This window comes from Seonamhaeicola marinus (assembly GCF_008085455.1).
The window spans coordinates 300,977-314,377 of sequence record NZ_VSDQ01000163.1 but is presented as its reverse complement, the minus strand read 5'-3'; the positions used below and the strand labels follow the sequence as shown (position 1 = coordinate 314,377).

Annotated in this window: 13 protein-coding genes; 2 read left to right on the top strand and 11 right to left on the bottom strand. The window is 32.7% G+C overall.

The window, feature by feature from the left end:
* Nucleotides 1-241: 241 nt before the first annotated feature.
* From FUA24_RS02545 to FUA24_RS02505, 9 genes are all read right to left on the bottom strand, one after another.
* Nucleotides 242-886 carry a hypothetical protein gene (locus FUA24_RS02545; RefSeq protein WP_148539939.1) on the bottom strand — a complete coding sequence of 215 codons (645 nt, stop codon included), beginning with the start codon at nt 884-886 and terminating at the stop codon, nt 242-244.
* A 138-nt stretch (nt 887-1,024) separates the two neighbouring features.
* Nucleotides 1,025-2,113: an MBL fold metallo-hydrolase gene (locus tag FUA24_RS02540; protein WP_148539938.1), complete on the bottom strand. Its 1,089-nt coding sequence runs from the start codon at nt 2,111-2,113 to the stop codon at nt 1,025-1,027.
* A 144-nt stretch (nt 2,114-2,257) separates the two neighbouring features.
* Nucleotides 2,258-2,857, bottom strand: a complete 600-nt coding sequence (locus FUA24_RS02535; protein WP_148539937.1) for a hypothetical protein — start codon at nt 2,855-2,857, stop codon at nt 2,258-2,260.
* Nucleotides 2,858-3,060: 203 nt separating this feature from the next.
* Entirely contained in the window at nt 3,061-3,483 is a 423-nt protein-coding gene (locus FUA24_RS02530; protein ID WP_148539936.1) for a DoxX family protein, read from the bottom strand.
* Between the two features lie 44 nt (nt 3,484-3,527).
* Nucleotides 3,528-3,968: a carboxymuconolactone decarboxylase family protein gene (locus tag FUA24_RS02525; protein ID WP_148539935.1), complete on the bottom strand. Its 441-nt coding sequence runs from the start codon at nt 3,966-3,968 to the stop codon at nt 3,528-3,530.
* A 318-nt stretch (nt 3,969-4,286) separates the two neighbouring features.
* Nucleotides 4,287-4,856 (bottom strand): Crp/Fnr family transcriptional regulator, encoded by a 570-nt coding sequence (locus FUA24_RS02520; protein ID WP_148539934.1) that lies wholly within the window; start codon nt 4,854-4,856, stop codon nt 4,287-4,289.
* Between the two features lie 2 nt (nt 4,857-4,858).
* Nucleotides 4,859-6,034: an LETM1-related biofilm-associated protein gene (locus FUA24_RS02515; RefSeq protein ID WP_148539933.1), complete on the bottom strand. Its 1,176-nt coding sequence runs from the start codon at nt 6,032-6,034 to the stop codon at nt 4,859-4,861.
* A gap of 58 nt (nt 6,035-6,092) precedes the next feature.
* Nucleotides 6,093-7,253, bottom strand: a complete 1,161-nt coding sequence (gene argE, locus FUA24_RS02510; RefSeq protein ID WP_148539932.1) for an acetylornithine deacetylase — start codon at nt 7,251-7,253, stop codon at nt 6,093-6,095.
* Between the two features lie 73 nt (nt 7,254-7,326).
* Nucleotides 7,327-7,953, bottom strand: coding sequence for a YceI family protein (locus tag FUA24_RS02505; RefSeq protein WP_148539931.1), 627 nt, complete (start codon nt 7,951-7,953; stop codon nt 7,327-7,329).
* Nucleotides 7,954-8,101: 148 nt separating this feature from the next.
* Between FUA24_RS02505 and hemN the strand changes: the two genes are divergently transcribed.
* Both hemN and FUA24_RS02495 read left to right on the top strand, forming a co-directional pair.
* On the top strand, nt 8,102-9,466 hold the full coding sequence (gene hemN, locus FUA24_RS02500) for an oxygen-independent coproporphyrinogen III oxidase (RefSeq protein ID WP_148539930.1): 1,365 nt from the start codon (nt 8,102-8,104) through the stop codon (nt 9,464-9,466).
* Nucleotides 9,467-9,478: 12 nt separating this feature from the next.
* On the top strand, nt 9,479-10,309 hold the full coding sequence (locus tag FUA24_RS02495) for a universal stress protein (RefSeq protein WP_148539929.1): 831 nt from the start codon (nt 9,479-9,481) through the stop codon (nt 10,307-10,309).
* A gap of 334 nt (nt 10,310-10,643) precedes the next feature.
* Here the strand turns inward: FUA24_RS02495 and FUA24_RS02490 are convergent, their stop codons facing one another.
* Together FUA24_RS02490 and FUA24_RS02485 are read right to left on the bottom strand one after the other, a co-directional pair.
* Nucleotides 10,644-12,044 (bottom strand): TolC family protein, encoded by a 1,401-nt coding sequence (locus FUA24_RS02490; protein WP_148539928.1) that lies wholly within the window; start codon nt 12,042-12,044, stop codon nt 10,644-10,646.
* Nucleotides 12,041-13,399: an HlyD family secretion protein gene (locus tag FUA24_RS02485; protein ID WP_148539927.1), complete on the bottom strand. Its 1,359-nt coding sequence runs from the start codon at nt 13,397-13,399 to the stop codon at nt 12,041-12,043. The genes FUA24_RS02490 and FUA24_RS02485 overlap by 4 nt, the downstream gene beginning before the upstream one ends.
* Nucleotides 13,400-13,401: the final 2 nt, after the last annotated feature.

The window sequence follows — 13,401 nt, the reverse complement described above, 5'->3', positions numbered from 1 at the left end:
ATTGGAATACAGCGTATTCGAGTGACTGATATTCCTAAGGAAAATCGGACGCAAGCAAAGTAACAGTATCTTATGATTTAGGAATAAACTTACGAATTATTTTTATATTTTGTTGTCGCAGTATTTTTAGTCAATTAAAAATTCAGATGTATAGTTTGTTATATCGTCCTTAAGAAAATTTTCAATGAATTCTTTAAGACTATTCGAGTAATTTTTCTGTATTACCTCAAACTGGTTTTTTTTAAATTTTAGCTTTTGGCGGTGGTGGTGGACTAAAGTAGTTTTCATCAACTAAAAGTATTTTCAAATCCGTTCTAATTGTGATTCGGTAGTAAGTTGTAGTAAGTTGTTTTAAGATGTTAGGTAGGTTTTTAAAATCATTTTTATCATCATATTGAATACATATCGTTAGCTTTTCTGGGCTTTCGCTCAATTCTGAGTTTTTTTCTTTATTTTCAATATCTTTTCTTAAAACACTTTCCAAACTATCCAAGGGAATGCCATATTCTTTATTTTTACTAATCTTATTATTATAGATTCCTATTACATTTTTAGTTTTTATAATTCTAGCAGAGCCTTCTCTTAGACAAGTGTTTCTGAAATAAATGGTCTTGATTTCGTTATCTGTTGTTAAAGTTATTTTTGGTAAACTATCATTACAGACAATTTTTTCAGTCCGATTAACTAAGTCCAACCAGTTTTCAAAATTATTAACATCTAATTCAACACCAAGACTGTCATTTCGTGTTTTCCATTTTCCAAATGCCATTTGAATCAAGGCTGTTTCTTTTTGTACAGACTCTTTTTCTTTTTTGTCAATGTTCTGACATCCAGTTATTGCTAAAATCAATATAACAGTGAAAGATATTTTAAATTTATTTTTCATTTCGTTATGTTTATATGCACCACAACGGTTGGGCTATGTATGGTTTGTTGTGTGTTTGAGCAACTAATTTAATAAACAAAAACGAACGAGAGAAAATTCTGAATTAATTTTTGCTCAGGGAATTAATTATATGCTTTATTAGGCATCGAATGAGAACTTTAGCATAAAAATCGAACTTGGATCTTCAGTAACCAATTTAATATATTGATTATTTTTTGCTAACTCTGCTAATACATTATTACTGGGGTGACCATAAGTATTACTACTTCCAAAATTTATTGGGCATAAATAAGATTTGTTATATAACTGTTTAATATTAAATGATTTAATGTCGCCATGATGCGGTATTTGAAACATTGTAACTCTTTTCCATTTTGTCCCAAATAATTTACTTAGATCATAATCATTCATGTTGGAGTCTCCTGTATAAATTGAACTTATTTCATCGGGATGTAATCTAAGATAGGCATTAAAGGGAATAATTTGACAATTTATAGGGTAACATCTTAAATTGCTTAAATTTGAACTTATAGGACCAGAATAAATCACCATTGAATTTTGATTAATGTCTCCTTTAACTTTTGAATATATTTTTTTTAACTTTTTTCTTAATTGTTCAGTATAAACAAAATTATTAGTTAATTTTTTTGGGTCAATGCCCTCTGATTTCAATAAGGAGACTAATTGTTTTGTTCTTCTTATATGGTCTAAATTGAAAGGAATATATTCCCAATAATCTATCCTGATTTTGGTTCCTGATTTTATTTGCGAATTTTTAATATCATCGATTTTAAGAATTGAATCTTCACTTTGCTCACCATCACTATCAAGTGGTTGAACTTGAATAACTTGTGAATCAGAAAAATAATCTTCAGGAGAATCAATAATACTCTGAATGTCTTGCGTCACTCCAATTCCTTTATAGAAGGCAGATAATAGAAATTTATTTTCATTTGATAAAAAAGGAAGAACGACTTTTTTAATTCTGAAATTGGCTTGTAGTATCGGGATTTTGCTTACGTGATCATAGTCAAAATGAGAAATGAAAAGGATATCTATTTTTGTTCCTCTTTTGAAGCTTTTTTTAACTAATTGATTTACATATTTCGAATTTCTATTTGTCCAATCTACACCACAGTCATAAACAATATTGAAATTGTCATGTCGTTCTGAAATAAAAGCTCCTTGTCCAATTGGATGAAATATTTTAAGTAATTCTCTTTTCATTTTTTAATATGATGACTAACGGTCTAATATAAGAATAGTTGTGTTTTTGTGTACGAGGGTTTTTCTAATGAAAATCAGGTGCAGCAAACGCGCAATAACTTTTGATTTAGACTTAAACCGTAATTATTTTATACATAGTTGTAGCTAGTTATTTTTATTTTTCATTTGTCCATTTTTTGAATGGTATTCAGCAATTCGGTTTTTTATTTGGGTCAAAATTCTTATCAATTTGGTGTTTAAATTTATTATGTCAATAGATAAGAATCCAATTTCCCCACAGTCGATTGAAAATAATTGTTCAACTAAACTTATTCTATTTCCTGTTTTATGAGCAATAGTTTCATGTCTTATTTTCTTGATGACATTTTCCTTTTCTTTCTTTAAATCAGAAAACTCCTTGTTAAGTGAATAAACTGAATCAATAAGGTCTTCATATTTATTTTTTTTCAGTTCATTAACTAATTCCTTTCCAAGAATTCTACTTAAATCTTTTAAGTACTCGTAAAGTGTCAAAGAAAGAATTCTTGCATAGAACTTTTCCTCTAATTCAGTCTTAGCTTTTGACAAACCACCTGATCCCAAAATAAGGTCTGATTGAATAATTGAGCAATAAAGGCCTATTTCCGTTGAGGATTTATACCTGAAATTATTCCGAGATTCCATTTCTTTATAAAATGCATAATCTAGAATTATATTCTCTGGAATTTTACTAATTGTTTTATTTATTTCAGGTTGTATTTTCATTAAGGTTACTTAACTACAACACATACATAAATATATGTATGTGTGTATACACAATTAACGCTAATATAGAAATATCTTACATAATATACTACTTTTCTTTATTGGTAATACTTATCAAGCTTTTATGAATACCGCATTTTGTATATCAATTTTAAAGAATTTTGTTTTTTGATATACAAAATGCGGAATAGGAGAAAAGAAACTTACTTATAGATAAAACTATCAATTTCAAAATAATACTCTTTAAAACAACTTAAGGCAAAAGCAGCGGCAGCGGCACTAAAAACAGAATAGTCTAAAGCCCCTTTAATCCCTGTAAAAAGTGTCATAGAGAATGCAAAAATTAGTAAAAGAATACCGCTTAGTTTTGCAAATAACCGGGTTTTAAAACCAACCATTAAACAAAGGGCAAAACTAATTTCTGCGGCGGTAGCAATAATGCCAATAACTGGAATTAAAGATTTTGGTAACCAAGGCGTCAGTATATGAGTGTAATGTAAAAAGGTATTCCAGTTACCCCAAGCAGATTGCTCTTCTGGCCATAAACCAAAACGATCTGCCACTGCAGAAAGAAAACCAATGGCCAAAGAATACCTTAAAAAGAGTTGTATAAGTTTTATGTGCATAGGTGTTGTTTTAAGAGGGAGAAATCTCTTTCTCCCTGTCTTTGTTAGTCATCTAAAGGCATATGTGTACTAATAGCTATTCTATTCCAAACATTAATGGTACTTATTACCAATATTATTTGCGAAATCTCTTGGTAATTAAAGAAGGTTTCCATGAAACCATAGGTCGAGTCTTTAACCCCGCCTTCATGAATTAAAGTCATTTCTTCGGTTAATTGTAAAACCGCTTGTTCTTCTTCTGTAAAGAGCTCTGTTTCTTTCCAAGCGTCTAACAGAAATAAACGTTTGTGTGTTTCGCCATCTTTAATGGCTTCTCGGGTATGCATGTTAATGCAAAAAGCGCAGCCGTTAATTTGAGAGGCTCTAACTTTTATTAAATGAATAAGTTTTTTAGGCAGGTTGGTGCCTGCAATATAATTTTCTAAACCAAATACAGCGTTTATAGCTTGTGGCTCTGTGGTGTGAATGTTTACTCTTGTTTGCATTGTATTAAAATTTTCTTGTATCCGAACCGGTTTCGGTGTAATTACCATACAAAGCTAGGTGAGTGTAGCGTCCTAAAAATTAAGATGTCTTAAGAAATGTGGAATAGCAAATCAAACTTTTGAAAATGTCACTTCGAGTGTTTTTCGACTTTAAGGAGAAAAATGTATCGAGAAGTAGTTGTTCTTAGCGCGGTTCTCAATACAATTTCTTCGTGTCTCAGAAATTACGCGAACAGACCTTCAAAAAGGGTTAAGTTTCTTTAATTGAATTCCAGTTGAAACACATATTTCAAGTGTCAGAAATACATGTATTTAGACTTACGTAGACTTTCTTAATTCGCTTAAATATTCTGGCGTAATGTCTAAGTAAGAAGCAATCATATACTGTGGTACCCTTTGGGAGAATGGTTTTAATTGGCGCACAAAATCTACGTAACGTTCTTTACTATTAAGTTTTAAATAGTATTCGTTTTTACGTTCCATAGCGATAAGCATTTTTTCGGTAATCAATCTAAATGCCCGTTCTAGTTTTGGTATGGCCGTATAGGCTTTTTCTAAATCTACTTTACTTATTTGTAAAACATTAGTGTCTTCTAAGGCCTGAATGTAAACTTTAGAAGGTTGCTGTAGCACAAAACTTTCCATGTTAGTAACCCACCAGTTTTCAATGCCAAAATGCAAGATCTTTTCATTGCCCTTATCATCAATTTTAAAGGTTCTTACCAAACCCGAAGTAATAAAGAAAGTTGTTTTGCAAATAGCACCTTCCTTCAAAATAAAGTCTTTTTTTTTGTAAGACGCAGTGGTTAGGTATTTAAAAAAGCTATCTATGTCTTCTTCCGAAAAGGATACATATCTATTAAAATAATCTAACAACTGTTGTTTCATGGCTAATCTTCTATACGATTTTCATCAAAAGCCGAAGGTAAAAGTTTTGGTATAAATTTAATAACTAAGGGAAGCAACAAGGCGCCACCAGGTAACATAAATATGGCCAAACTTGGTATGGATTTAAAAATATCTAACAGTTGCTCTTGTACTTTTTTCTGCTCTTCTTCGTTTAAACTTCTAACTGTAGATTGCGTTAACAGCATCATAAGTTCTTTACTGTCTTTTAATTCTTGGTACAAACGTTTGCTATTTCTAGTAATGAGTTTGCTTACCATTTTACTGGAATTATCATAAAAACTGCGTACTAAATTTTTAGAACTTAAAAGCGCAATATTGTCTTTGTTTTCGGTATAAAACTGATTAACGGAACCAATAGAATCCCTTATACGATCTTTAGAAATGTTTAAGTCTGTACCCAATTGCACCAGAAAACGTTGTTCGTTTTTGTCAATCTTTTTATCAGTCCAAGTTGCCATACAAGAAAGGTCCAGGATATAGCTTTTCTCTTGGTCGGTTTTTATATGAGCTATCGATTTTTCATAGCTTAAAGGCGCACTATCAAAATAACGTAATGAAGATTCAAACAACCTTATAAGACTCTCATCGTATTTGTTTTTAGTAGATTTTGAATTTAAAACGTCTAGAATAATGGCTTCAATAGCTGCTTCTAAGTGTTTTAAGTAATCTGTTGAAATGGACTTCTTTTTTAAAAACTCCTGAAAGGCTAATACATCAATGTACAACAGGGCGTTTATTATAAAGTACTGAAAGTTTTTAGTAAGCACATTAGCATCAATCTGCGTGCGCTTATGAATTATTTTTTCTAACTGTTCACTACTTTTTTTATCACCACCTAAAAGGCCTTTAAAGAAGGAGGTCTTAATTTCATTTATTTCGGTGTAAAAATCAATAACACTTTTAACAAATGGTGTTTCGGATTTTGATTGATGATGCGTATATAATAAGGCTAATAGAATATTTATTTTAGAGCGTTCTTCTTCAGTAAAGTCTTTACGCTCAACTATATCTAAAACAATTTCAAGATTACTGCCGTAAATAAATCCGCAAGTTCTTAAACTATCATAAAATTGCGTTTCGTTTAAATTTAAAAACGCAGTGTCTTTAGAGACTTCTTTTAATAATTTTTTTATCCAACCTTGAGCTGATGGATTCATAGGGATTTAATTTAAGATAAAGTTAAACCTTATTTATTAAAACAAAAGTGATGTGGTATTAAAAAGTAGTTTCTAAATGTTTAACTAAAGATTGAATCATGGTAACGCCTTTATTAAGCTGATCTTTAGAAATAAATTCATTTGCTCTATGAGCTTGTTTAATAGAACCAGGGCCACAAATGATACTTTCATAGCCTGCATTTGCAAAATGACCAGCTTCTGAAGCATAAGACACGGTGGTCCAGTTATAATTTCCTGTAATGTTACCAATAAGGTCTACAGCATCGGAGTCTTCACTGGTGTTAAGAGCGGGTACAATTGGATGGTTTTCTACAACATCAATCTTAAACTCAGAAAATATAGCACGTTGTTGTTGCTCTCTTTCCTTGCAAAAGGCTAATAAATCCTGATGCATTTGGTTAGCATCGTCTTGTGGTAAACACCTAATGTCTAAAGAAAGTTCTACTTTGTTTGCAATAACATTGGCTGCAATTCCGCCATTAATAGTACCAACATGTAAAGATGAATGCGGCGGATTAAAACGCTCGTCTCTTCCACCAGATACAATTAAGCTGTTCATCTTTTCTTCTGCCCAAAGTACGATTCTCGCGGCTTCGTGAACGGCACTTACTTCTTGTTTTATTCTACTGCTATGACCTTCAGATCCGTTAACAGTAATGTCTAAAATGTGTATGCTTTTTTGTCCAATTATGGGCTGTAACATAGAGGCTTCACCTATAATCGCGAATTTTGGAGACTCTGAGTAGGACTTCTTAATGTCTTCAATAAGGGCTTCGGCTGCTAAACATCCAATTTCTTCATCATAGGTAATGGCAAAGTAGATTGGTTTGGTAAGATTAGCTTTTACCATTTCTGGAATTGTAGCTAAACAACAGGCTAAAAAACCTTTCATATCGCAACTACCACGTGCATATAAATTACCATCACCTTTATCAACCAGTTCAAAGGGATTAGTGTCCCAAGGTTGTCCTTTTACAGGAACAACATCGGTATGTCCTGAAAGAATAACACCGCCATCTGAAGGCGGGCCAATTCTACAATGTAAAGAAGCTTTGGTATTAGCCTCGTTAGGAACTAACGTAGTCGTAATACCAAAGCTTTCAATATAATCTTTAATCCAGTTTATGATTTCTAAATTAGAATCGCCACCTAAAACAGGAAATGCTACTAATTTTTCAAGAATTTCTTGAGCAGTCATCAAAATAGTTTTGTTTTTACAAAGAGTTTAGGACTGTTTCTCCTTTTGTGTTTTGGTGCCTTTGTGAGAACCACTAGTTTTTTCTAAGGTAAGTGCTAACTTCAATAGCTACATCTTCCCAAGTTTTACTAACACCGTCAGGACCTTTATGTAAATCAAAACATACTTTGTTTAGAGCAGCAAGTGCGTCTAAAGCATTCCAGTCTTTAAGGTTCATAACACCAGTCATGGTTACACGTCTTTCTTCTGTAATTTTTACATCTAGAGGTAAATCGTGCGTTACACCATTCATTGTTAAAGAGGCTACATATTTAGTGTCTGCTACTTTAATGGTACCTTTTAATATTTCGGTGTCTAGCATAGAACCAAAAAACGACTCTTTAATTTTTGCATCTCTGGTGTTAGTAGCATCATTAGTAAATAAGCTGCTAATAGGAATAGAAAAGGCTAAACCATTTAAAGCCTCTTCAGCAGAAGCTCCAGACTTAATGTCAAAATTTACAGTAGTAAACTCACCGCCAACACCTTTCTTTTCGGTTGTTTTATAAGCCGTCCATTTAACAGAAGTTGCTTCTGGTTTTACTACAAATTTTTCGGTTGCAACCACTTCTTCTTCAGAAGTTTTAGTGTCTTTTTTGTCGTTTTTACAAGAAACAATACTTATTGCTAAGGCAAATAATAGAACGCTAATCTTTTTCATTTTTAATTATGGTTTTTTTGAAGTAATCTTTAGTGTTTGTAATACTTGTGAAAGGTAATCAATATTAGCCTAACTACAAACATAGATATGACATATGTCATATTTTAATTGACGGTTAGATTATAGTTTTGACATGTAATTATCAGGTATGTCAAGAGCGTTAATAAACAAATATAATATAGCGGGTCCTCGTTATACGAGTTATCCAACAGTGCCTTACTGGAACCAAGATACTTTTTCATTAAACAACTGGAAAGGGTCTTTAGTAAAGTCATTTAAAGAGAGTAATAAAAGCGAAGGTATTAGTCTTTACATTCATTTACCTTTTTGTGAAAGTTTGTGCACGTTTTGCGGGTGTAATAAGCGCATCACAAAGCAGCATAGTGTAGAGTCGCCTTATATAAATGCGGTTTTAAAAGAATGGCAATTGTATTTACAGTTGTTTAATGAAAAACCAGTAATAAAAGAAATGCATTTAGGTGGTGGAACACCAACATTTTTTAGTCCCGAAAATTTAGAGCGTCTAATAAAAGGGATTTTAGAGGATGCAGTTCTAGCGGAGGATTACGAGTTTAGTTTTGAAGGGCATCCAAACAATACCACAAAAGCACATCTTGAAGCTTTATATAATTTAGGGTTTAGACGTGTTAGTTTTGGAGTTCAGGATTATAACGAAACGGTACAGAAGGCCATTCATAGAGTGCAGCCATTTGAAAATGTTAAACGCGTTACAGAATTAGCTTATGAGGTAGGTTATACTTCTGTTGGTCATGATATTATTTTTGGTTTACCGTTCCAGACCCTTGAACATGTTAAGGAGACCATTTTAAAAACTAAGGAATTACTTCCTGATAGATTAGCATTTTACAGTTATGCCCATGTGCCGTGGATTAAAGGTAACGGACAGCGTGGGTTTAGTGATACTGATTTACCTTCAGCAGAATTAAAACGCGCACAATACGAGTTAGGGAAGGAGCTACTCGCTGAAGTTGGGTATCATGAAATAGGAATGGATCATTTTGCTTTAAAATCAGATGCGCTCTATAAATCTATGGAGCATGGAAAGCTGCATAGAAATTTTATGGGGTATACTGCTTCTAAAACGCAAGCTATGATTGGTTTAGGCGTGTCCTCAATAAGTGATAGCTGGTATGGTTTTGCGCAGAATGTAAAAGGAATTAAAGAGTATTACCAGTTGCTTGAAAAGAACATGATTCCTGTTTACAGAGGTCATATTTTAAATAAGGAAGATTTAACCATTAGAAGGCACATTCTTAATTTAATGTGTGGGTTAAAAACCGAATGGAGTGCGAATAACTTAAGTTTTCCTGAATTGCCTGAAGCTTTAATTAGATTGAAGGAAATGGAAACAGACGGATTACTAACTATTAATTCTAATAGTATAGAGGTGACTAAAAAAGGACAGCCATTTGTTAGAAATATCTGTATGGCTTTTGACCTTTTATTACAAAGAAAACAACCTAACACACAGTTATTTTCAATGACTGTTTAAAACAACGAAAAGATGAAAAAGATAATTGTACCAGTAGATTTTTCTGAATTTTCAGAATATGCTTTAAAAGCGGCAGCTAAATTAGCTATTAAGAATGAGGCAGAAGTATTGGCATTACATATGTTAGAAATGCCTGAAATTATGCTTACTGGAGCGGGAGAAGAACCACAAAAAGTAATTTACTTTTTAAAACTTGCTGAACAACGATTTAATGAGTTTTTAAAGAAAGATTATTTAGATGGTGTTAAAGTAACCCCAATTGTTAAGCACTTAAAAGTGTTTAGCGAGGTTAATGATGAGGCTAAAAAACATGGAGCAGATTTAATTGTTATGGGGTCGCATGGTGTTAGTGGCGCTAAAGAGTTTTTTGTAGGCTCTAATACCGAACGTGTGGTTAGGAATGCCGATATACCTGTGCTTGTTGTTAAAAGAGATATTACCGATGTTAACTTTGAAGTTGTTGCCATGGGCTGTGATTTCTCCGAAGAGTGCATTGAACCTTATTTAAAGGCTACTCAGATGTTTAATGATGTAAATACTAAAGTGTATTTGATTCATGTAAACTTACCTAATGATAGATTTAAAAGTTCTATTCAAATTGAAAAAGAAGTGGTGAATTTCTTTACTAAGGCAGAGCGAAGTTTAGAAAAAATGAAAGACGTGCATTACGTGTCTGAGTATTCTGTGGAAGATGGTATTATAAACAGTGCTAACAAATTAGGGGCAGACTTAATTATAATGCCAACACATGGAAGAAAAGGATTGGCACATTTCTTTCAAGGTAGTATAGGTGAAGATGTGGCTAACCATTCCACTTTACCAGTTATGACGTTTAAAATTTAAAATATAAAAATATCCTCGGTGTTTTCTTCCGAGGTTTCATGCTGCAGTTCTCGCATGAGCGGGTAAGCAGTTAAATTTTGGTTAATTAGTTTCTTAGAAAAGCGCTGAAAATTTCATGATTTCGGCGCTTTTCTTTTTATCTATAAAATCAATACGTATTGAAAATATGATGGTTTGACAGTCAGTTTGAGTGATTTCTGAGGTACAAAGAAGTTGTATCCAGAACTTATCCGAAGGATATACTTTTCGATACATTTTTCTCCTTAAGGTCGAAAAACACTCGAAGTGACATTTTTAGAAAAGAGCTTTTCCTGGATATTTAATTTTTTAACTATTAGTTAGATGGAATATTTGATAATGCCAATATGTTGGATAAATTAGCCTTAGTATTTAAAAAACTATTTTCTATTTCAATAGCTTTTAATTTAGCATCAATGAGTTTGGACTCTCTTGAGTTTACCAAAAACAAGGAGCTTTCGCCGAGATAGAATTTACGCTCTTCTGCAGTTACCATAGTGGTGTAGTCATTTACAATATCTGTTGTGTAAACACTTTGTACAGAAAATGAGGCTAATTCTTGATTTATGGCATCAATCTTATTTTTTAAACTCAGCCTTGTGTTTTGCAGATCAAACTTTGTATCCTGAAGCTTTATTTGCGCTAATTTTAAATCACCACGTTCCTTTCTAAGAAATAAAGGGAAACGAACATTAAGACCACTTTTGTAAGCGTTGGAATTAAAGCTGTTTATCTCCTCTGGTGTTTGCGATAAAAAATTGTATTGTAAATCTATCTGCGGCAATAAATTATTGCGTTTAAGACGTTTTTCAATAGATAAGCCTTTAATTTTATAATCTAAGGATCTTAACTTAGGATGTGACTCAATATCAAAACTTTCTAAATCAAAGCCAGAAGTGTTTAAAACGGTATCTACAATTTGAAAGGTGTTTTCATCAGGAATAATCTCTTCTTTTAACTCTATTGGTGTATTGTCATTTAACCACAAATAATTGGAAAGCTCTAGAGAAGACTTTATAAATTTTATACGTGCTTTTTCTAAATTCAACTTTCTGTTGTTTACTGTAATTCTGGCTTCAACAGTGTCAATAGCAGGTTTGTCTCCAACTTCAAAACTTTTTTTAATGCCATTAAAACGCATTTCGGCATTTTGTAAGAAGTTCTCGTAAACTCTTTTTTCATTGTATTGCCTTAACCATTTAAAATAGGTTTTTGTAGCTTCGAATAAGATCTCATTTATATAGAGTTGTTGATCTGCTCTGGCTTGTTTTACATATAATCTAGATTGCCTAAGCGTTGCCATACGTTTGTTAGTCAACAACCCCTTAGCTAAAGGAATTGAAACACCCGCGCTATATAGGCCATCTATAGGAACATTGTCTTGCGGATTTAAAAACGTGCCTGTGTTTTCCTCAAAGTTGCCCTTAAATTCTATACCAAACCACACGGGTATTTTAAAGGATGCATTTAATTTGTCGTAATACTCAGTGTTCTTGAATTTTTTTCTATCGTAATCAACTTCAAGTTTAGGATCAAAAGCCCCTCTAGCTTTCATTAATTTGGCTTCACTTTCGTTAATAACCAAATTAGCTTGCTTAACTACAGGATGAAAGGATTTTACATACCCTAAGTATTCTTCTAAAGATAGAATTTTAGAATTTTCTTGAGCAGAAAGCTTTCCTATTAAAACCAGTGCTATTAAAACTGTTAATCTCATTTTTTGTCTTTTTTTGAGGTCGTTTTACTGGTTTCTGGCTCATAATAATTAGGCGGGAAACTGTTAATTTGGCGCCATAACTCAAACCAAATTGGAACATCCTCAAGTAAGGCAATTGTTTTTGCTCCAGAACCTACCCTTATAGCATCTGGCCATTCATGATCTTCTGTATCTGGTGCTAGTAAAACTCTGTATTTTCCGTTAGAACTTATATAGCGTTCTATGGCCACCACTTTTGCACCATAAGTACCATATGATACATTTGGCCATCCGCTAAAGACAATGGCAGGCCATCCGTCAAACTGAATTCTAACTTTTTCACCTTTATGAATTAACGGCAAATCTATTGGTCTTACAAAGGTTTCTACAGCTAAATCAATTTGAGCAGGCATAATACTTACTAACTCTTCGCCTTCTTTAAACGTTATACCAATACCGCCTGTTAGGGCTCTATTAATATAGCCACTTTGAGGCGCTGTAACGTACAAAAGGCTGTTACGTCTTTTGTAATTGGAATATGCGTTTTCTAGTTTAGTTACTTGCGCTTCGGTATCAAACTGACTTGATTGCGCCGTAAACATATCACTTTGTGCCTTGGATATTTTATCGCCATAAGAGGCTTTAATTCTAGACAATTCTAGTTGGGCATTGATGACTTCATTTTGACTTGCCAAATACTTATTTTCTTGAGAAACAAACTTCGCTTGGGTTTCTTGTAATTTTAATCGTTTTTCCTCAACATCTTTAACAGCTTTTAAACCTTCATTTTGTAAAGTTTGAATACGATTAAATTGGGTTTCTGCAATTTTCAGATTTGTTTTAGCTGCTTCTAAATCAATACTGTCACTTTTAACTTTAAGATTGGCTTGCATTAATTTGTTCTGCGTTTGCTTTAGTTTTAGGCTCTGTTCGTTTTGTAAAGCACTAATTTGCCTGTTTAAAGCACCTACTTTACCCGTATAAGCCTCAACAGACTGCGATTTTGCAACAATTTGGTCATTTGTTCTTTCAACCAATTTGTCATCGAAATAATCACTTTTTACCTCGGAAATTCTTAGAATGGTATCGCCTTTATTTACATAAGCACCTTCTTGAACAAACCATTCTTCAATTCTTCCAGGAATCTGAGATTGTATAGCTTGCGGACGTTGATTTGGTTTTAAAGTAGTTACAATACCTTTACCGCTTATATTTTGGGTCCAAGGTAAAAACAGAACAATAAAAAGGATGATAGCAAGTGCTAATAAAAACTTGTTAAGCTTTTTATAATAGGGGATATCAAAAGTGCCTTTTGTAGACTTGAACTTTCTTATATCAACTTTTTCGTTTACACTATTGTGAGATATATTTAGCATAA